Origin of the sequence: Micromonospora sp. WMMB482, assembly GCF_019038635.1 — a bacterium.
GTDB classification, from domain to species: Bacteria; Actinomycetota; Actinomycetes; order Mycobacteriales; family Micromonosporaceae; genus Micromonospora; species Micromonospora marina.
On record NZ_JAHOPD010000020.1, the window covers coordinates 5,019,086 to 5,038,978 of the forward strand.

Consider the following 19,893-nt stretch of genomic DNA (forward strand, 5'->3'; position numbering starts at 1 on the left):
GCGGTCATCTCCGCGGCTGTGGTTCCGGGGCGCCCACGACCGCCGGTGTACCGGGCGGAGTGAACCTCACTCCTTACCCGGAACAGAGCGGAGCCGACACCACACGTTCGCGTGATTCTCTCGACATACCGCCTCGCCACATCGCTGGTTAGGGTTGACACACCGCAGGTCGATCTTGAGGAGTGTGTGTGCTGGTTCTGGTGGCGGTCCATGCGTTAGCAGCGGTGGCCGCCCCCGTGTTGGTACGCCTCCTCGGCCGGCGAGCCTTCTACCTGCTGGCTGCCGCCCCGGCGGCGGCGGTGATCTGGGCGCTGACCCGGACCGAGCCGGTCCGCGCGGGCCGGCCGGTCGTCGAGACCGTCACCTGGGTGCCGCAGCTCGGCCTGGAACTCGCCCTGCGCATGGGCACGCTGTCCTGGCTGCTGGTGCTGCTCGTCGGCGGTGTCGGCGCCCTCGTGCTGGCCTACAGCGCGCGCTACTTCCGCTCCGGCGATCCCGGCCTCGGCCGGTTCGCCGCGGTGTTCGTCGCGTTCGCCGGTGCGATGCTCGGGCTGGTCGTCTCCGACGATCTGCTGCTGCTGTACGTGTTCTGGGAACTCACCACCGTCTTCTCGTACCTGTTGATCGGCAGCGACCCGACCGAACGGGCCAGCCGCCGCGCCGCGATGCAGGCCCTGCTGGTGACCACACTGGGCGGTCTGGCGATGCTCGCCGGTTTCGTGATGCTCGGCCAGCACGCCGGCTCGTACCGGTGGTCGGAGATCGCCGGGAACCTCCCCGAGGGCGGTTACCTCACCGTCGCGCTGGTGCTCGTCCTGCTCGGCGTGACCAGCAAGTCGGCGATCTTCCCGTTCAGCTTCTGGCTGCCGCGCGCGATGGCCGCGCCCACACCGGTCAGCGCGTACCTGCACGCCGCCGCCATGGTGAAGGCGGGCGTGTTCCTGGCCGCGCTGATGGGCCCGGCGGTGGGCCAGGCCACCGTGTGGCGCGGCGTCCTGCTGGCCGGCGGCCTGATCACCCTGTTCCTCGGCGGCTGGACGGCGCTGCGGCAGGTCGACCTGAAGCTGTTGCTGGCGTACGGCACGGTCAGCCAGCTCGGCCTGCTCATGGTGATCCTCGGTGCGGGCACCCGCGACACCGCGCTGGCCGGTGCCGCGATGCTGCTGGCGCACGCCCTGTTCAAAGCCACCCTGTTCCTCGTCGTCGGCGTCGTCGACCACGTCGCGGGCACCCGCGACCTGCGGGAGCTCAGCGGCCTGGGCCGCCGCGCGCCGGTGCTCGCGGCGGTCGCCGGACTCGCCGCCGCCTCGATGGCGGGCCTGCCGCCGCTGATCGGCTTCGTGGCCAAGGAGGCCGCGCTCGAGGCGTTCCTGCACGGCGGTACGACCGAACTGGTGGTGCTCGCCGGCGTGGTGGCCGGCTCGGCGCTGACCGTCGCGTACACCGCGCGGTTCCTCTGGGGAGCGTTCGCCGCCAAGCCCGGCGTGGCCGAGACCCGGCCGCACCGGATCGAGCCGGCCTTCATCGGCCCGGCGGCGGTGCTCGCCCTCGCCGGCCTTGCGGCCGGCGTCCTCGCTCCGGCGGTGGACCGGGTGCTGGCCCCGTACGCCGACCGGTTTCTTACCGCCGGCCCCGGCTACCACCTGGCCCTCTGGCACGGGCTGACCCCGGCGCTCGGCCTGTCGGCACTGGCCGTGGCCGGCGGTCTCGGGCTGTTCCTGCTGCTGCACCGGCGCCGGCCCCACCTGCCGCGGCTGCCCTTCGACGGCACCACCGGCTACGACCGGATCGCCGGTGCCGTCGACCGCGCGGCGGTGGAGCTGACCGGTGCCACCCAGCGCGGCTCGCTGCCGTTCTACCTCGGCGTCATCCTCCTGGTGCTGGTCGTGCTGCCCGGCGGCGCGGTGCTCGCCGGCGCGCCGTGGGCCCGGCGGTTCCAGCTCTGGGACACCCCGTTGCAGGCCGTCGCCGGCGCGGTCATCGTCGTCGCGGCGCTGATGGCCGCCCGCGCCCGCCGCCGCCTGACCGCGATGATCCTGGTCGGCGTGACCGGCTACGGCACGGCGCTGATGTTCATCCTGCACGGCGCGCCCGATCTCGCGCTCACCCAGTTCCTGGTGGAGACCGTCACGATCGTGATGTTCGTGCTGGTGCTGCGCCGGCTGCCGCGCCGGTTCTCGGCCCGCCCGATCCGCGCCAGCCGGCGGTTGCGGGTCGCGCTCGGCGTCGCCGTCGGCGTGGTCACCGCCGGGATGGCGTACGTGGCGGCGGGCAGCCGGACAGCCGTGCCGGTCTCCGTCGGCTTCCCGGAGGAGGCCGTGTCGTACGGCGGCGGCAAGAACGTCGTGAACGTGACGCTCGTCGACATCCGCGCCTGGGACACGATGGGCGAGATCGCCGTGCTGGTGGTGGCCGCCACCGGCGTGGCCAGCCTGATCTTCCGCCGCTCCCGCGCGCTGGACCTGCGCAGCGGCATCCCCGGCGCCGGCCGGGAGCAGTCGTCGCGCCCGCGTTGGCTCACCACCGGCGCGACCTCCCGGCAGCAGTCGGTCATCCTCCAGGTGGTCACCCGTCTGCTCTTCCACGCCATCCTGCTGTTCTCGATCTACCTGCTCTTCTCCGGCCACAACGCCCCCGGTGGCGGCTTCGCCGCCGGGCTGGTCGCCGGGCTCGGGCTCGCCGTGCGGTACCTGGCGGGCGGGCGTACCGAACTCAACGGCGCCGCGCCCGTCGACGCCGGCCTGGTGCTCGGCGCGGGCCTGTTCGTCGCGGTCGGCACCGGCGTGGTCGCGATGCTGCTGGGCGGCGAGTTCCTCCAGAGCGCGACGCTCGACTTCCACCTGCCGGTGCTGGGTCACGTGCACTTCGTGACGTCGGTCTTCTTCGACGTGGGCGTCTACCTCATCGTGGTCGGCCTCGTCCTGGACATCCTGCGGAGCCTGGGCGCCGAGATGGACCGCCAGGAGGAGGTCGACGAACAGGAGACCGAACCGGCCGGCGTACGGGAAGAGGAGCTGGTGTGAGCCCGAACATCCCCAACCTGGTCTACGTCGTGGTCATCGGCGTCCTGTTCGCCACCGGCGTCACCCTGCTGCTGGAACGCAGCCTCACCCGTGTCCTGATGGGGGTCATCCTGCTCGGCAACGGCGCGAACCTGCTGCTGCTCACCGGCGGCCGGGCCGGTGGCCCGCCGATCGTCGGCACCACCGCCGAGGAGGACATGTCCGACCCGCTGCCGCAGGCGATGGTGCTGACCGCGATCGTGATCACGCTCGGCATGACCGCGTTCCTGCTCGCGCTGGCCTACCGGAGCTGGCACCTCAACGGGCACGACGAGGTGCAGGACGACGTCGAGGACCGGCGGATCATGGAACTCGCCGACCGGGACGAGGGACCGGGCACCTCGGACACCGACACCGCCGACGGCAGCCCCGAGGTCCGGGTGCTCGCCGCCGGTGAGGCGGAGGGTGTCAGATGACCTGGCTCGTCCCGCTGCCGGTGGTGATGCCGCTGCTCGGCGCCGCCCTCACCCTGCTGCTCGCCGGCCGCGCCCGCGCCCAGCGGTGGGTCAGCATCGTCGTGCTCGCCGCCACCGTCGCGGTCGCCGCGATGCTCCTGGTGCGCTCCTCACTGGACGGCCCGCTCGTGGTGGAGGTCGGCGGCTGGGTCGCGCCGATGGGCATCGTGCTCGTCGCCGACCAGCTCGCCGCGCTGATGCTCGTGGTGTCCGCCTCGGTCACCCTGTGCGTGCTCGTCTACTCCATCGGGCAGGGCATGGCCGACGGCAACGAGGAGACACCGCTGTCGGTCTACCACCCGACCTATCTCGTGCTGACCGCGGGCGTGTGCAACGCGTTCCTCTCCGGCGACCTGTTCAACCTCTACGTCGGCTTCGAGATCCTGCTCGTGGCGAGCTACGTGCTGCTGACGCTCGGCAGCACCGAGACGCGGATCCGGGCCGGCACCACGTACGTCGTGGTCAGCCTGCTCTCGTCGCTGATCTTCCTGGTGGCGATCGGCCTGGTCTACTCCGCCACCGGCACGCTGAACCTGGCGCAACTCGCCGACCGCCTGGACGCGCTGCCCGACGACACCCGCCTGGTGCTCCAGGGCATGCTGCTGCTCGCGTTCGGGATCAAGGCGGCGGTGTTCCCGCTGTCGGCGTGGCTGCCGGACAGCTACCCGACCGCACCCGCCCCGGTCACCGCGGTCTTCGCCGGCCTGCTCACCAAGGTCGGCGTGTACGCGATCATCCGCACCGAGACGCTGCTGTTCCCCGGCGGTCGCACCGCGGACCTGCTCATGGTGACAGCGGCGCTGACCATGGTCGTCGGCATCCTCGGCGCGGTGGCCCAGTCGGACATCAAACGGCTGCTGTCGTTCACGCTCGTCAGCCACATCGGGTACATGCTGTTCGGGGTCGGGCTGACCACCCCGCTCGGCCTGTCCGCGGCGATCTTCTACGTGGTGCACCACATCACCATCCAGACCACGCTGTTCCTCGCCGCCGGCCTGGTGGAACGACGCGGCGGCAGCACCGCGCTGGACCGCCTCGGCGGGCTGGCCCGGCTGTCGCCACTGCTGGCGGTGCTGTTCTTCGTGCCCGCCCTGAACCTGGCCGGCATACCACCGTTCTCCGGGTTCCTCGGCAAGCTGGGCCTGGTGCAGGCCGGCGTCGACGACGGCGGGTTCCTGGCCTGGTCGCTCGTCGCCGGTGGGCTGCTCACCAGCCTGCTCACGCTCTACGCCATCGCCCGGGTGTGGAACCTCGCGTTCTGGCGGGCACCGCACGCGGACATGCCGGAGCCCGGCGACGCCGACCAGGCGGCCCGCACCGACGGCGCCGAGCTGCCACACGACGGCCCGGCGCCGGCCGGCGCGGTGCTGCCCCGGCTGATGACGGTGTCCACCGCCGCCCTCGTGGTGCTCGGTCTGGCGCTGACAGTCGTGGCCGGACCGCTGTTCGACATCAGCACCGACGCCGCCGACGACCTGTTGCGCCGTGCCCCGTACGTCGAGGCCGTGTTCCCGGAGGGACCGCCGTGACCAGTCAGCCGAAAGCGCCGCTGACCCGCCGTGACCGCCGGCGCAACCGGGCCGTCGCGGTGACCGGCCTGGTCACCGTCTGGGTGCTGCTGTGGGGCACCTTCAGCTGGGCCAACGTGATCAGCGGACTCGTGGTCGCGGCCGTGCTGCTGGTGGTCTTCCCGCTGCCCCCTGTGACGTTCGCCGGCCGCATCCGGCCGGTGCCGCTGCTGCGGTTCCTGGTCCGCTTCCTGCGGGATCTCGTGGTCGCCTCGGCTCAGGTCGCCTGGCTGGCCGTCCGGCCCGGGGAGCCGCACTCGGCGATCATCGCGGTGCGCCTGCGGGTGAACACCGACCTCAACCTGACCCTCACCGCCGAGGCGCTGTCGCTGGTGCCGGGCAGCCTCATCGTGGAGGCCGACCGGCGTACCGGGACGCTGTACGTGCACGTCATCGGGATTCAGGGCCTCGACGAGGTGGAACGGTTCCGGCACGGCGTGCGGGAACTGGAGGCGCGCATCGTCGCCGCCGTCGGCTCGGCCGAGGAGCGGGACCGGATCCGCCACGACGAGGCCGAACCCTCCGGTTCGGCCGAACTGGAAGGAGCACCGACGTGACAGTCGTCGCCGTGATCGTCACCGCGCTGCTCGTCGCGGCCGGTGGCCTCACCCTCGTCCGCATCATCCGGGGGCCGTCGATCCTCGACCGGGCCGTCGCCACCGACGTGCTGCTCGCCGTCGCGGTCGCGGCCATCGCCACCGAGGCGGCCTACAGCCGGGACGCCACCGCGCTGCCGGTCCTGGTGGTCCTCGCCCTGGTCGGTTTCGTCGGCTCGGTGAGCGTCGCCCGGTTCGCGTCCCGGAGAGGCCCGAAGTGACGCCCGACGCGATCCTCGACACCGTCGCCGGCATCTGCCTCGTCGCCGGCGCCCTGCTCTGCGTCGCCGCCGGCATCGCGCTGGTCCGCTTCCCGGACGTGCTGTCGCGGATGCACGCGGCGGCCAAGCCGCAGGTGCTCGGGCTGCTGCTGGTGCTGCTCGGCTGCGCGCTGCGGCTGCGTACCGGGGTGGACATCGCCACGCTGGTCCTGGTGGGCCTGTTCCAGCTCGCCACCGCCCCGGTCGCGGCGCACATGGTCGGGCGGACCGCGTACCCGCACGACGACATCCGGCGGGACCTGCTGATCACCGACGAGCTGGCCGGCCACATCGACCGGATCCGCGCGGACCGGGCCGGTGAGCCGGAGGAGACGTCGCCGGTCCGCACGTCCTGATCCTCCGCACGGGCGCCGAGGCAGGGAGCCGGCAGCGCTGACCGTGCCCCGCCCGGACGGCGCTGTCCGGGCGGGACACGGCGGTCAGGCGCCCTTGACCCAGTCGAGGCTGAACCGGGCGAAGTAGATGCCGCCGGTGTTGCCCACCTCGTACAGGTTGCCGACCGTTCCGTCGGCCAGGACCGCCATCGTCGAGTAGCCGGCGCCGCCGGGCTTGACCAGCGCCCGCGCCGGCCACGTCGCGCCGTCGTCGGTGGACAGCCGGACGGTGAGGTCGTTACGCGCGGTCGGGTGCGCGTTGTTGCTGAACAGCGCCGTCCGGGTGCGCACCGGCGCCCGGTTCGCGCCGACCTCTGACGGGCGCAGGTAGGACATCTCGTCGGCGTTGCAGAGCGGGTCGGGCAGCAGGGCGCTCGCCGTCGCCGGGCCGAACGTGGCGGCCCCGTCGGTGGATGTGGCGGAGAAGCGGCTGCGGGTCGAGTTGTGCCGCATGTTCTGCACCACCACGCCGGTGCCGCGCTCGATCGCCTTGCTCTCGTTGATGTTTCCGCCCGCGGATCCGCCGCGCCGCCAGGTCGCGCCGTGGTCGTCGCTGTAGATGTTCGCGGCGTGGCTGGTGCCCGCGGAGTCCCGGTAGGCGATCGGCTGGATCAGGCGGCCGGTGCTGGTCTGGATGCCGTGGCCGGAGGAGAAGAACACCTGCCGCCAGGTGGGGTCCTTGACGGAGGGGTTCAGCTCCACCGGCGCGCTCCAGGTGGCCCCGTCGTCCCGGCTGGTGATGTAGCGCAGGTGCATGCTGTTCGGGTCGTCGGCGGTGTTCAGGCCGGAGCCGGCGGACCAGAAGCTGATGCCGGGCCGGGGGGAGTAGGTGAAGAAGCAGTAGACGACGCCGGTGGCGCGGTCCACCAGCAGGCTGGGGTCGCCGACGCCCTCGCGGGTGGTGGGTGGGGCGTGGATGACGCGGGGCTGTTCGAAGGTGCGCCCCCCGTCGGTGCTGCGGATCATCACGATCTGGATGTTGTTGGTGCCGCCGCCGAGGTCGTACGAGCCGTCGACCCGGGCGTCGGCCACGGCGACGACTGTGCCGTTGTTGGTGACGGCCAGGCCGGGGATGCGGACCGAGGCGACGGTGCCGTTGTAACGGCCGCCCGCGCCGTTGAGGTCGCGGATCACGCTCTGCGTGGTCAGCAGCGTGGTGGTGGCGAGCTGCGGGTTGCCGGCGGCCAGGTCGCAGGAGGTGGTGCCGCGCAGCGTGGTGTCGAAGCCGGGCGCGGTGACCCGCAGCGTGTACGGGAGGCCGGCGCCGACGGTCCAGTAGTGCAGGAAGTTGCCGCCGGCGGCGACGGTGCGGGTCCACGGCGAGCCGGTGCGTCCGGGCCAGGTGACGGTGAAGTCCCGGGCCGTAGTGGTGCGGTTTTCCAGGGCGAGCTGGAGGCGGCCGTTCGTGCAGTCGAAGCCGGCCAGCGCGGACATGCCGGTGCCGCAGTGGAAGATGCCGCTGGTGGTGTCGTCCAGGCCGGTCGGGGTCGTGGTGCGCAGCGTGTACGGCGTGCCGGGGGACAGCGTCCAGTACAGCTCGGCGCTGCCACCGGCGGCGACCGTGCGGGTCCACGGTGAGCCGGAGCGGCCCGGCCAGGTGACGGTGTACGTCTGCGTCGTGGCGCTGCGGTTGTCGAGGTCGAGCAGCAGGCGGCCGGCCGCGCAGTCGGCGCCGGCGGTGGCGGTCACGCCGGCGGGTGCGGCATGGGCGGGAGTGGCGGGAAGCACCGCGAGCAGGCCGAGGATGGCGGCCACGACGGCGGTGACCCGGCGCGGTATCGCACGCACAGGGGGCACGGGGATTCCTTCCGGACGACAGTGGGGGACCGGAGCAGTAGCGTCAGACGTCGGACGTCCGATGTTGGGTAGGTACGCTAAAGCCGATCGATGGGCCCGTCAAGGAACCGGACGATGTGGAGGCTCCACACCGGTCGTACCGCCAGGATCGCGCGCGAAGGCCGGCCTGCCCCCGGATCGCGCGCGGAGGCGGCGGTGTCGCCGCGGATCAGGCCTGCGCGGCTCGGGCGATGCTCGCCCGGACGGGGGCGTAGTGCTCGGCGATCGCCGAGCGCAGCGCCGTCGGGTCGCCCGCGGTGAGGGCGGCCACGATCGCCTGGTGCCGCTGGGCGGTGATGACCCGGTCCTCCGGCTCGGTCTGCAGCGTGGGTGCGACGATGGCCTGCACCTGCCAGAACGCCTCGGTCAGTTGTACCAGCAGGTCGTTGCCGAGGGGTTCCATCAGCTTCAGGTGGAACGCGCGGTCGACGTCGAGGAAGTCCTCGCCCCGGGCGGCCCGGCCGTGCATCTCGTCGGCGAGCGCGGACAGCTCCGAGCGGTGCTGCTCGTCGAGGGCGTCGATGACGGTGGCGGCCAGGCCCTGCTCCAGCGTCTGACGGACGTCGACGACCTGGGCCAGGACGCGGTGGTCGTCCTCGCCGCTGAGCAGGCCCCGGAACGTCAGGCTCTCCACCAGTGCGTTGAGGGACATGCGGCCGACGAACGTGCCGTGGCCGTGGCGTACCTCGACGATGTCGAGCGCGGAGAGGATCTTGACGGCCTCGCGGACGCTGGAGCGGCTGGCGCCGACGGCCTCGCACAGTTCCGTCTCGGTGGGCAGGAGGTTTCCCGGCTTGAGGCGGTTGCGCAGGATGTACTCCTTGATCCTGGTGGCTACCTCCTGCCGGCGAGGGCTCGGCCGCTCGGCGCCGCGTAGCGGACTGGCGTCAATGGTCGTCATCTGCCCCTTGCCCTTCGTTCCCGGATCTGACACTCTCACCCTACCGGCATCAGACGTCAGACGTCATACACCTTATGCTTCGCATCCCCGAGCGCGAGCGGTCACGCGAGCGCATGAAGAGCCTATGGAGGCAGCTACGTGAGCACCACCGGTAAGCCGTCGAGGAGCCGGCGCGCCCTGCGCGGCCGCGCCCGCTCCCTGGCCGTCGCCTCCCTCGCGGGCGGCCTCGCGGTCGCGCTGGCGGCCTGCAGCGGCGGGCCCGCCTCGACCAACGCCGTCGGCGACGGGAAGGGGGGCACGTCCATCGAGGCCACGCTGGCCTTCACGCTCTCCAGCGGTTTCGATCCCAGCAACGCCTCCTCGGCCGTGGCGACGGCGGTCAACCAGCACGTCTTCGAGGGCCTCGTCGACCTCGACCCGATCACGCGGGAACCCTACAACGCCCTGGCCAAGAGCGACCCGACCCCCGGGGCCGACGGCCGGACCTACACCGTGACGCTGCGTGACGGGGCGAAGTTCTCCGACGGCACCCCGGTCACCGCCGAGGACGTGGCCTGGTCCTTCACCCGCGTGCTCAAGCCCGCGGACCCGAAGGCGCCGCCGCTGATGCAGGGCTTCGTGTCGTTCCTCGACACCGTCACCGCCAAGGACGCCTCGACCGTCGAGTTCACGCTGAAGTACCCGTTCGCCCTGTTCAGCGAGCGGATCTCGGTCATCAAGGTCGTCCCCAAGGCCAAGACCGGTGACGCGGCGGCGGCCAAGGCGTTCGACACCGCCCCGATCGGCTCCGGCCCGTTCAAGGTGGACAGCGCGTCCAAGGAGTCCGGCGTCAAGCTGAGCAGGAACGCGAACTACAACGGCCCGCGCGCCGCCAAGGTCGAGACGATGACGTGGAACACCACCACCGAGGCGTCGGCCCGCGTGTCGGACCTGCAGGGCGGCCGGGTGCAGGCCATCGAGGCCGTGCCGTACCTGAACGTCGACTCGCTCAAGGACAAGTACACGATCGACGTGAAGCAGGCCTTCAACCAGGTCTTCCTCATGTTCAACAACGCCGCCGCGCCGTTCAGCGACAAGCGGGTGCGTCAGGCCCTGCACTACGCCATCGACAAGGAGGCGGTCATCAAGACCGCGCTCAACGGCTACGGCAGCCCGGCGACCAGCTACCTCGACGAGGGCAACAAGGCGTACCAGAAGGCCGCCACGGTCTACGACTACAACCCGGACAAGGCCAAGGCCCTGCTCCAGGAGGCCGGCGTCACCAACCTGTCGTTCCGGCTCGACACCACCGACAGTTCGGTGGTCAAGGACGTCGCACCGCTGGTCATCGAGCAGTGGAAGAAGATCGGCGTCACCGCCACGCTCAACACCGTGCCGTCCTCGGCCATCTACGGCGACATCGTCCCCAAGGACACCTTCCGGGTGCTCATGGCCACCGGTGACCCGAGCGTCTTCGGCGTCGACACCGACCTGCTGATGCGCTGGTACTACTTCGGCGAGACCTGGCCGGGCCAGCGTTACCGCTGGAGCGACGCGGACCGCAAGGCCATGGGCGACCTGCTGGACAAGGCCGCGCAGACCTCCGACGAGACGGCCCGCAAGGCGCTGTGGAAGCAGGCCCTGGACATGGCGGCGGACCAGGTGCCGCTCTACCCGATCCTGCACACCAAGGTCGTCACCGCGTACGACCCGGCCAAGCTGGACGGCTTCTCCGGTGCCTCCACCACCGGCCTGTACTTCCTGGGCACCGGCCGGACCGGCTGAGCCCACGCTCGGGGTTCCGGCCCCGCCCCCGTCCCGCCCGGCCCACGTGACCCGTGCGGCCGGGCGGGACGTCCCGGCGCCCCGTTACGAGAAAGAGAATCCATGCTGACCGTCCTGAACCTGGTCGCACGACGATTCCTGACGCTGATCCCCCTGGTGCTGGGCATCACGCTCTTCGTCTTCGTGATCATGCAGTTCTCCCCGATCGACCCGGCGCTGTCAGTCCTCGGCGACCAGGCCACACCGGCGCAGGTCGAGGCGTTCCGCGCCGCGAACGGCCTCAACGACCCGCTGCCGCTGCGCTACCTGCACTTCCTCGGTGACCTCGTCCGCGGCGACCTCGGCATGACGTTCCCGCCGTCGGTGCCGGTCGCCGAGAAGATCGCCCTGGCGCTGCCGCTGACCATCCAGCTCACCGCGCTCGGCGTCGTCGGCGCGCTCGTCATCGCGCTGGCGCTCGGCATCCCGGCCGCCCTGTACCGGGACCGCTGGCCCGACCAGGTCATCCGGATCGTCTCCATGGCCGGCATCGCCACGCCCTCGTTCTGGCTGGCCCTGCTGTTCATCCAGGAGTTCTCGGTCCGCCGCCCGATCTTCCCGACCGGCGGCTACGTCAACCCCGCCGATTCGGTCGGTCTGTGGTTGCAGTCGCTGGCCATGCCCGCGCTGGCGCTGGCCGTACCGGTCGGCTGCTCGCTGGCCCGCATCGTGCGGACGTCGATGGTCGAGGAACTCGACAAGGACTACGTCCGCACCGCGATCGGCGCCGGACTGCCGCCGCGCGTGGTGGTCGGCCGCAACGTGCTGCGCAACGCGCTGGTCAACCCGCTCACCGCCCTCGGCCTGCGGATCGGCTACCTCATCGGCGGCACCGTCGTCATCGAGGCCATCTTCTCGCTACCAGGCATGGGCACCCAGATCATGAGCGCCGTCCAGCAGAACGACACCGCGCTCGCCCAGGGCACCGTCCTGACCATCGCGCTCGGCTTCGTGCTGGTGAACCTGGTCGTCGACATCCTCTACCTCTTCGCCAACCCCCGACTGCGCGGAGGCCACTGATGCGCCGGTCCCTCACCACGCGGCTGTCCCGCCCCGGCATGGCCTTCGCCCGGCTCGGTGTCGCGGCCCGGTTCGCGCTCGGCTTCGTCGCGCTCATCGTCGTGGTCGGCGTCCTCGCCCCGCTGCTGCTGCGCCACGACCCCACCCAGACCGGGCTCGGGCCGGCGCTGACCGGCCCGAACGGCGACTTCTGGTTCGGCCTGGACAAGCTCGGCCGGGACGTCTTCTCCCGGCTGGTCGCCGGCACCCGGCGTTCCCTGGTCGTCGGCTTCGGCGCGGCCGGCATCGCGCTGGTGCTCGGCGCGATCCTCGGCGCGATCGCGGGAAGCAGCCGCACCGCCGTCGACGAGGTCATCATGCGCTGCCTCGACGTGGTCATGGCGTTCCCGGCGATCGTGCTCTCCGCGCTGCTGATCATCTCGTTCGGCAAGAACAGCCTGCTGGTCCTCGTGGTCGCGATCGGCTTCGTGTTCACCCCGTCGGTGGCGCGCATCGTCCGCGCCAACGTGCTGTCCCAGTACGGCGAGGACTACGTGGCCGCCGAGCGCATCATCGGCGCCCGGCGGCCGCACATCCTCTGGCGGCACGTCCTGCGCAACTGCGCCGCGCCGATCCTCGTCTTCGTCACCGTCATGGTGGCCGACGCGATCGTCTTCGAGGCGTCGCTGTCCTTCATCGGCGGCGGTCTCGCCCCGCAGGAGGCGGCCTCCTCGTGGGGCTCGGTGATCGCGTTCGGCAAGGAGATGGTGCAGATCGGCGGCTGGTGGGCCACGTTCTTCCCCGGCCTGCTGATCCTGCTCACCGTGCTGGCGCTCAACGTGCTCTCGGAGGGTATGTCCGACGCGTGGGCCGCCCCGGCCGCGCGCCGCGCCACCACCACCAGCGGTGACGCGCTGGAGCAGGCGCAGCCGGGTACCGGCGAGGTGGTCGAGCTGCCCGGTCTCGCCGAGGCGGCGCAGCGGCTGCGCGAGCGCGCCCGCCCGCTGCCGCAGGGCAAGCCGGTCCTTCAGGTCAGCGACCTGTCCATCGGTTTCGAAGGCCGCCACCGCGGCGTGGACATCGTCGACGGGCTCTCCTTCGACGTCCGCCCCGGCGAGGTCGTCGGCCTGGTGGGGGAGTCCGGCTCGGGCAAGTCGCTCAGCGTCCTGGCCGTGATGGGTCTGCTGCCGGAGGGCGCCCGGGTACGCGGCGGGATCCGCTTCCAGGACACGGACCTGCTGAAGCTGAACGCCAAGGGCCGCCGGGCCCTGATGGGCCGCGAGATCGCGATGGTCTACCAGGACGCGCTGTCGGCGCTGAACCCGGCGCTGCGCGTCGGCGCCCAGCTCGCCCAGATGATCCGCCGTGGCGGCACCCGCTCGGCCGAGGAGCTGATGCGGCTGGTCGGGCTGGACCCGCGGCGCACGCTCGCCGCGTACCCGCACGAGCTGTCCGGCGGGCAGCGGCAGCGCGTGGTGATCGCCATGGCCCTGTCCCGCGACCCGAAGCTGATCATCGCCGACGAGCCGACCACGGCGCTCGACGTCACCGTGCAGGCCCAGGTGATGAAGCTGCTGCTGGACCTGCGCGAGCGGCTCGGCTTCGCCCTCATCCTGGTCAGCCACGACCTCGCCCTGGTCAGCGACGTCTGCGACCGGGTCGTGGTCATGTATGGCGGGCAGATCGTGGAGACCGGCGTGACCGCCGACGTGATGGAGGCGCCCGCCCACCACTACGCGCGCGGGCTGCTCGGTTCCGTCCTGTCCCTGGAGACCGGGGCGGAACGGCTCACCCAGATCCGCGGCGTGGTGCCGTCACCGGCCGACTTCCCGAAGGGCTGCCGGTTCTCCGACCGCTGCCCGATGGCGACCGGGATCTGCCGGGACACCGCGCCCGCCCTGGAGGGCACGGACGGCCACGGGTACGCCTGCCACCACCCCGCCGTCACCGTCAGCGAGAAGGAGCCGGCCCGATGAGCGCCACCGCCGAGCACCGGCCGATCGCCGAGCTGAGCGACGTGCACGTGGTGCACGCCTCGCGCGGCGGCGGCATGTTCAGCCGGGAGAAGGTCTACGCGCTCACCGGCGCCGACCTGGTGATCCGGTCCGGCGAGACGGTCGGCATCGTCGGCGAGTCCGGCTGCGGCAAGTCCACGCTGGCCAAGGTGCTCGTGGGCCTGCAACGGCCGACCGCCGGCACGGTGTCGTTCGCCGGCAAGGACGTGTGGTCGATGAGCGCCGCCGAGCGGCGCGAGCACATCGGCGCGGGCGTCGGCATGATCTTCCAGGATCCGGCCACCTCGCTGAACCGCCGGATGCCGGTACGCGACATCCTGCGCGACCCGCTCGACGTGCACCGCCGGGGCACCCGGCAGCAGCGCGAGCAGCGGGTGGCCGAGCTGATGGCCCTGGTGGGCCTGCCGCGCTCGGTCGCCGACGTGCTGCCCAGCCAGCTCTCCGGCGGCCAGCGCCAGCGGGTGTCCATCGCCCGCGCGCTGGCCCTGGAACCGGGGCTGGTCATCGCCGACGAGCCGACCAGCGCGCTCGACGTGTCGGTGCGGGCCCAGATCCTCAACCTGCTGCTGGACCTCAAGGACCGGCTCGGGCTGGCCATGGTGCTGGTCTCGCACGACATCCAGACCGTCAAGCGGGTCAGCGACCGGGTCGTCACCATGTACCTGGGCCGCGTCGTCGAGCAGACGCCCGCCGGCCTGCTGCCCGAGGGCGGCCGGCACCCGTACACCCGGGCGTTGTTCTCGGCCACGCCGGGCCTGCTGTCACCGATCGAACCCATTCCGCTGGTCGGCCCGGTCCCGTCGGCCACTCGCCCGCCGAGCGGCTGCCCGTTCCGGACCCGCTGCTGGGCCGCCACCGACGGCTGCGCCGTGGACATGCCGGCGCCGCGCCCCGCCGAGGGCGAGGGCCACGAGTTCCGCTGCCACCACCCGGTGCCCGCCGGGACCGCGAACACCGAACTGGTCGCGCTCGCCACCCCGGCGACCGGCCGCACCGCATCTGAGTCTGTCGAGGAGAACCTGTGACCACCCCCGCCCCGCGGTTCGCCGGAGTCGTGCCGCCGGCCGTGACCCCCTTGACCGAGGAGGGTGAGGTCGACGTCCACTCCCTGGAACGGCTGGTCGAGTGGCTGCTCGACGCCGGTGTCGACGGCATCTTCGCCCTCGGCAGCTCCGGCGAGACGGTCTTCCTCACCGACCGGCAGCGGGACCTGGCCCTGGAGACCATCGTGAAGACCGCCGGCAGCGCCGTGCCGGTCATCGCCGGTTGCATCGAGCCCACCACCCGGCGGGTCGTGGAGCGGGCCGAGGCGTCCACCCGGCTGGGCGCGGACGGCCTGGTCGTGACCGCGCCGTTCTACGCCATCGTCGGCCCGCACGAGATCGAGCGGCACTTCCGCGCCGTCGCCGCGGCGGTCGAGCTTCCACTGCTGGCGTACGACATCCCGGTCTGTGTGCACAGCAAGCTCTCCGTGGACCTGCTGACCCGGCTCGCCGCCGAGGGTGTGCTGGCCGGCGTCAAGGACTCCAGCGGCGACGACGTCGCGTTCCGCCAGCTCGCGCTGGCCATTGCCGAGCGCGCGCCGGAGCGCGACTTCAGCCTGCTCACCGGCCACGAGGTGGTGGTCGACGCGATGATGCTCGCGGGCGGGTCCGGCTCGGTGCCCGGACTGGGCAACGTGGACCCGGCCGGTTACGTACGGCTGCACCGCGCCTGCATGGCGGGCGACTGGGCCGCCGCCCGGCGGGAGCAGGACCGCCTGACCCGGCTGTTCCGCATCGTCGACGCCGCCGACCCGGCCACCTCGGCGGGCGCCACCCGGGGCGTCGGCGCGTTCAAGACCGCCCTGGCGCTGCTCGGCGTCATCGCCGGCAACGCGGTGTCGCTGCCGCTGCGGCCGCTGGACGCCGCTGAGACGGGCCGCGTGCGTACCCAGCTGGAACTGGCCGGGCTGCTCTGACCATGCCCGAGGTGAGCACGACCGGTCTGGTCGCCGCACTCGACATCGGCGGCACCAAGACCACCGCCGCCCTGGTCACCGCCGGCGGAGAGGTCGCCGGCCGGCGCACCGCGCCGACGCCTGGTCGCTCCGGCGCCGCCGCGGTGCTCGACACGGCCGCCGGCCTGGTCGAGGAGCTGCGGGCGGAGACGCCGGGCGTCGTACGGGCGCTCGGCGTCGGCAGCGCCGGAGTCGTCGACAGCTCCTCCGGCCTGGTGCTGTCCGCCACCGACGTGCTGACCGGGTGGAGCGGCACGGACCTGCGTGGCGACCTGCGCCGGCGCCTGGGTGTCCCGGTCGCCGTGATCAACGACGTGCACGCCCACGCGCTGGGGGAGGCGCGTCACGGCGTGGCGGCCGGATACGACACGGTGCTCTACGTGGCCGTCGGCACCGGCGTCGGCGCGTCGTTCGTCCTCGGTGACGCGGTGCTCGCCGGAGCGCACAGCGCTGCCGGGCACGCCGGGCACCAGCCGTCGGCGTACGCCGGAACGCTGCCCTGCACCTGCGGCGGGCGCGGGCACCTGGAGGCGATCGCCGCCGGTCCCGCGCTCACCGCCGAGTACGTCCGGCGTACCGGCCGGCCGGTGGCCGACCTGCGGGCCGTCGCCGCGCTCGCCGCGGACGGCGACGAGACGGCACGGGAGGTCGTCCGGCTCGGCGGCGCGGCTGTCGGCTCCGCCGTCGGCGGCCTGGTCAACGTGCTCGACCCGGCCGCCGTGGTGGTCGGCGGCGGCGTCACCGGCCTCGGCGAGCCGTGGTGGCGGGCGCTGCGCGACGCGGTGCCCGCCGAGACGCTGCCCGCCCTGGCCGGTGTGCCGGTCCTCGCCTCCACCCTCGGCCCCGACGCGCCGCTGCTCGGCGCCGCCTCGCTCGCCTGGAAGGTCTCATGAACGCGCTCGTCGACCAGCTCCGTGACCGCTTGGTCGTCTCCTGCCAGGCGTACCCGGGTGAGCCGATGCGCGACCCGGACACCATGCGGCGGGTCGCGCTCGCCGCCGCCCGGGGCGGCGCCGCCGGCATCCGCGCCCAGGGACTGGCCGACATCGCGGCCATCCGCGCGGCGGTGGACCTGCCGCTGATCGGGCTCTGGAAGGACGGCGACGACGACGTCTTCATCACCCCGACCCTCGACCACGCGCTCGCCGTCGCCGACGCCGGGGCGCACGTCGTCGCGCTCGACGGCACGTCCCGGCCCCGGCCCGACGGCCGCACGCTCGCCGAGACCGTCGCCGCCGTGCACGAGCGCACCGGCGCGCTGGTGATGGCCGACTGCTCCACGCTGGACGAGGGCATCGCCGCCGCCGCCGCGGGCGCCGACCTGGTCGGCACCACGCTGGCCGGGTACACCGCGTACACCACCAAGGGCGACGGGCCGGACCTGGACCTGGTCGCCCGGCTCGCCGCCGCGGTCGACGTGCCGGTGGTCGCCGAGGGACGCATCCACACGCCGGAGCAGGCCGCGCAGGCGCTGCGGGCGGGCGCGTGGACGGTGGTGGTCGGCACCGCCATCACCCACCCGAGCACCATCACCGGCTGGTTCGCCTCCGCCGTACGGGAGGCCGCGTCGTGCCGCTGACCGACCTCGACCTGGCCGGCTGCCTGGCGTACCGGCCGGAGCTGGACGTGCCGGCGGACCTGGACGCGTTCTGGGCGCGCACGCTCGACGGCGGCGGCGACCCGGAGCGTGCGGTCTACGAGCCGGTCGACACCGGGCTGACCCAGATCCGGACGTACGCGGCCACCATCCCCGGTTTCGGCGGCGAGCCGGTACGCGGGTGGCTGCACCTGCCCGCCGGTGCCGACGGGCCGCTGCCCTGCGTGGTCGAGTACCTCGGCTACGGCCGGGGCCGCGGCCTGCCGCACGAGAAGCTGTTCTGGGCGGCGGCGGGCTTCGCGCACCTGATCATGGACAGCCGGGGCCAGGGGTGGAGCGCCGCCACCGGCGGCACGCCCGACCCGCACCCCTACCCGGCCGGGACAGTGCCCGGGTTCCTCACCCGGGGCGTCGCCGACCCGGCGGGGCACTACTACCGGCGGCTGATCACCGACGCGGTGCGCTTCGCCGAGGCGGCCCGGCGGCACCCGGCCGTCGACCCCGCGCGGGTGGGGGTGACCGGCTTCAGCCAGGGCGGCGGCCTTGCCCTGGCCGCCGCCGCGCTGTGCCCGGACGTCGTGGCCGTCATGCCGGACGTGCCGTTCCTGTGCGACATCCGCCGGGGCGTGCGGGTCGCCGGGCCGGACAGCCCGTACGCCGAGGTGGTCGACTACCTCGCGCTGCACCGCGACGCCGCCGACCGGGTGTTCCGCACGCTGTCCTACCTGGACGCCGCCGCGCTCGCACCGCGCGCGACCGCGCCGGCGCTGTTCTCCATCGCCCTGCGCGACCAGGTCTGCCCGCCGTCGACCTGCTTCGCCGCCTACCACCGCTACGGCGGCGACAAGGACGTGCGGGTGTACGAGTTCAACGACCACGAGGGCGGCGAGGCGGCACACCAGCGCGAACAGCTCACCTGGCTGCGCGGGATCCTGGGCGGCTAACGGGCGCGTTCCACCACGTAGTCGGTCAGCTCCAGCAGGAACCCGCCGTCCTCGGTGTCCGCGGCGGCGCCCAGAGCCCGCTCACCCTCCCGCCGGGCGGCCAGCGCGAGATCCCGGGCGCTGCGCCGCGCCGACTCCACACAGTCGTACGCGAGCAGCCGCCCGTGCAGCCAGCGCACCTCGGCGTCGGTGCGCTCCGCCCGGGTCCGGCTCAGTAACCGCACGAGCCGCTCGCGTTCCTCCGGCGTGCACCGCCGCATGAAGTCGATCAGGATCAGCGTGCGTTTGCCCTCCCACAGGTCACCGGCGATCTCCTTGCCGTACCTGGCGTAGTCGCCGGTCAGGTTCAGCGCATCGTCCTGGATCTGGAACGCCGCGCCCAGGTACCAGCCGTACCGGTCGAGCACGTCGACGGCGTTCTCCCGGCCGGTCGCCACGAGGATGCCGGTGCGGCACGGGTAGATGCAGGTGTACCAGGACGTCTTCTTCAGGCACATCCGGTAGTAGTCGTCGGCGTCCAAGTCGCACACGTTGTCGCGGATCCAGCCGATCTCGATGGCCTGCCCCTCCAGCGAGTGGCGCATCATCAGCTCGGTCTCGGTGAACAGCCGCCAGGCGATCCCGGAGCCCAGCGCCGCCCGGTTCGCGGCCAGCCGCCGCAACGCCAGCAGGTTGGTCATGTTGCCGACGTTCAGGGCCACGCCCACGCCGTACTCGGCGTGCAGCGTCCGTCCGCCGCGCCGCTGCTCGCTGGAGTCCTGGATGTCGTCGTGGATGAGGAACGCGTTGTGGAACAGCTCCACAGTCACCGCGGCGTTGAGGCCCACCGCGTCGCCGCCGCCGAACGCCCGGCACGTGGCCAGGCACAGCGCGGCGCGCAGCCCCTTGCCCCAGCGCCGCGGGTACTCCGAGACCAGGTCGTACAGGTAGCGCGGGCCGCCGTCGGGCACGTCGTCGAGCAGCGCGCCGAGGGCGAGCCCGCGATAGCGCTCCAGCATCCGTTCCACGTGCCCGCCGGCCACCCCGGCGGTCGGCGCCATCGCGCGGCTACCGGTCCGCCGGCCGCTTCGGGGCCGGCGACGCCAGCCGGTCCGCGAGCCCGTTGGCCACCTCGGGGGCCAGCCGCGCCAGATTGAGTACGGTGTCCAGCGCGTCGTGCGCGTCCGACGTGTACCGCCGGATCACCTCGCCGCGCTGGTCGTCGGCCATCTTCAGCTGCCCGACCACGGTGTCGATCAGGGCGTGCCCGTCGGTACGGACCCGGGCGACGAGCTCGTCGAACGCCTCCGGGTCCACCCGCCGGCTCTCGGTCAGCTTCTCCTCCAGCCGCCGGGCGCCGGCCAGCCCCGCCGCGAGTTCCTCCTCCAGCACCGTGGCCGCGTGGGTCACGGTGTCCGAGGTCTCCTCGGCCACCTTCTCGAAGCGCTCGTTCGCGCGCTCACGCTCCACGTTCTCCATGCGGC

Annotated in this window: 18 protein-coding genes; 14 read left to right on the forward strand and 4 right to left on the reverse strand. The window is 72.8% G+C overall.

Annotated elements, in window-relative coordinates:
• Positions 1–188: 188 nt before the first annotated feature.
• From KSK32_RS24660 to mnhG, 6 genes are read left to right on the forward strand one after another with little or no spacing between them, the layout of a single operon-like run.
• Positions 189–3,023 carry a Na+/H+ antiporter subunit A gene (locus KSK32_RS24660; protein ID WP_216933338.1) on the forward strand — a complete coding sequence of 945 codons (2,835 nt, stop codon included), beginning with the start codon at positions 189–191 and terminating at the stop codon, positions 3,021–3,023.
• Positions 3,020–3,478 (forward strand): Na(+)/H(+) antiporter subunit C, encoded by a 459-nt coding sequence (locus KSK32_RS24665; protein ID WP_216933339.1) that lies wholly within the window; start codon positions 3,020–3,022, stop codon positions 3,476–3,478. The genes KSK32_RS24660 and KSK32_RS24665 overlap by 4 nt, the downstream gene beginning before the upstream one ends.
• A complete protein-coding gene (locus KSK32_RS24670) occupies positions 3,475–5,046 on the forward strand; it encodes a Na+/H+ antiporter subunit D (protein ID WP_216933340.1) in 1,572 nt (523 codons plus the stop codon). The genes KSK32_RS24665 and KSK32_RS24670 overlap by 4 nt, the downstream gene beginning before the upstream one ends.
• On the forward strand, positions 5,043–5,642 hold the full coding sequence (locus KSK32_RS24675) for a Na+/H+ antiporter subunit E (RefSeq protein ID WP_216933341.1): 600 nt from the start codon (positions 5,043–5,045) through the stop codon (positions 5,640–5,642). Before KSK32_RS24670 ends, KSK32_RS24675 begins: the two co-directional genes overlap by 4 nt.
• Positions 5,639–5,902 carry a monovalent cation/H+ antiporter complex subunit F gene (locus KSK32_RS24680; protein WP_216933342.1) on the forward strand — a complete coding sequence of 88 codons (264 nt, stop codon included), beginning with the start codon at positions 5,639–5,641 and terminating at the stop codon, positions 5,900–5,902. Before KSK32_RS24675 ends, KSK32_RS24680 begins: the two co-directional genes overlap by 4 nt.
• Positions 5,899–6,297 carry a monovalent cation/H(+) antiporter subunit G gene (gene mnhG, locus KSK32_RS24685; RefSeq protein ID WP_216933343.1) on the forward strand — a complete coding sequence of 133 codons (399 nt, stop codon included), beginning with the start codon at positions 5,899–5,901 and terminating at the stop codon, positions 6,295–6,297. The genes KSK32_RS24680 and mnhG overlap by 4 nt, the downstream gene beginning before the upstream one ends.
• Positions 6,298–6,381: 84 nt before the next feature.
• Here the strand turns inward: mnhG and KSK32_RS24690 are convergent, their stop codons facing one another.
• Positions 6,382–8,133: an exo-alpha-sialidase gene (locus tag KSK32_RS24690; protein WP_216933344.1), complete on the reverse strand. Its 1,752-nt coding sequence runs from the start codon at positions 8,131–8,133 to the stop codon at positions 6,382–6,384.
• Between the two features lie 208 nt (positions 8,134–8,341).
• Positions 8,342–9,073: a FadR/GntR family transcriptional regulator gene (locus KSK32_RS24695; RefSeq protein WP_216933345.1), complete on the reverse strand. Its 732-nt coding sequence runs from the start codon at positions 9,071–9,073 to the stop codon at positions 8,342–8,344.
• A gap of 138 nt (positions 9,074–9,211) precedes the next feature.
• Between KSK32_RS24695 and KSK32_RS24700 the strand changes: the two genes are divergently transcribed.
• The 8 genes from KSK32_RS24700 to KSK32_RS24735 all read left to right on the forward strand — a co-directional run bounded on the left by KSK32_RS24700 (position 9,212) and on the right by KSK32_RS24735 (position 18,430).
• Positions 9,212–10,837, forward strand: coding sequence for an ABC transporter substrate-binding protein (locus KSK32_RS24700; protein ID WP_216933346.1), 1,626 nt, complete (start codon positions 9,212–9,214; stop codon positions 10,835–10,837).
• Positions 10,838–10,939: 102 nt separating this feature from the next.
• Entirely contained in the window at positions 10,940–11,896 is a 957-nt protein-coding gene (locus KSK32_RS24705) for an ABC transporter permease (protein WP_216933347.1), read from the forward strand.
• The gene (locus tag KSK32_RS24710; protein ID WP_216933348.1) at positions 11,896–13,851 is read left to right on the forward strand and encodes a dipeptide/oligopeptide/nickel ABC transporter permease/ATP-binding protein; all 1,956 of its coding nucleotides are present in this window, start codon (positions 11,896–11,898) and stop codon (positions 13,849–13,851) included. The genes KSK32_RS24705 and KSK32_RS24710 overlap by 1 nt, the downstream gene beginning before the upstream one ends.
• On the forward strand, positions 13,848–14,915 hold the full coding sequence (locus tag KSK32_RS24715; RefSeq protein WP_216933349.1) for an ABC transporter ATP-binding protein: 1,068 nt from the start codon (positions 13,848–13,850) through the stop codon (positions 14,913–14,915). Before KSK32_RS24710 ends, KSK32_RS24715 begins: the two co-directional genes overlap by 4 nt.
• Positions 14,912–15,850 (forward strand): dihydrodipicolinate synthase family protein, encoded by a 939-nt coding sequence (locus tag KSK32_RS24720; RefSeq protein WP_216933350.1) that lies wholly within the window; start codon positions 14,912–14,914, stop codon positions 15,848–15,850. Before KSK32_RS24715 ends, KSK32_RS24720 begins: the two co-directional genes overlap by 4 nt.
• A 2-nt stretch (positions 15,851–15,852) precedes the next feature.
• The gene (locus KSK32_RS24725; RefSeq protein WP_216933351.1) at positions 15,853–16,782 is read left to right on the forward strand and encodes an ROK family protein; all 930 of its coding nucleotides are present in this window, start codon (positions 15,853–15,855) and stop codon (positions 16,780–16,782) included.
• Positions 16,779–17,468: an N-acetylmannosamine-6-phosphate 2-epimerase gene (locus tag KSK32_RS24730; protein ID WP_216933352.1), complete on the forward strand. Its 690-nt coding sequence runs from the start codon at positions 16,779–16,781 to the stop codon at positions 17,466–17,468. The genes KSK32_RS24725 and KSK32_RS24730 overlap by 4 nt, the downstream gene beginning before the upstream one ends.
• Positions 17,459–18,430 (forward strand): acetylxylan esterase, encoded by a 972-nt coding sequence (locus KSK32_RS24735; protein ID WP_216933353.1) that lies wholly within the window; start codon positions 17,459–17,461, stop codon positions 18,428–18,430. The genes KSK32_RS24730 and KSK32_RS24735 overlap by 10 nt, the downstream gene beginning before the upstream one ends.
• On the opposite strand, the gene KSK32_RS24740 is transcribed toward KSK32_RS24735, so the two are convergent.
• Both KSK32_RS24740 and KSK32_RS24745 read right to left on the reverse strand, forming a co-directional pair.
• Positions 18,427–19,470, reverse strand: coding sequence for a polyprenyl synthetase family protein (locus tag KSK32_RS24740; protein WP_216933354.1), 1,044 nt, complete (start codon positions 19,468–19,470; stop codon positions 18,427–18,429). The two genes, KSK32_RS24735 and KSK32_RS24740, sit on opposite strands and share 4 nt — an antisense overlap.
• A 7-nt stretch (positions 19,471–19,477) precedes the next feature.
• Complete coding sequence (locus KSK32_RS24745) at positions 19,478–19,888, reverse strand: hypothetical protein (protein WP_216933355.1); 411 nt, start codon at positions 19,886–19,888, stop codon at positions 19,478–19,480.
• Positions 19,889–19,893: the final 5 nt, after the last annotated feature.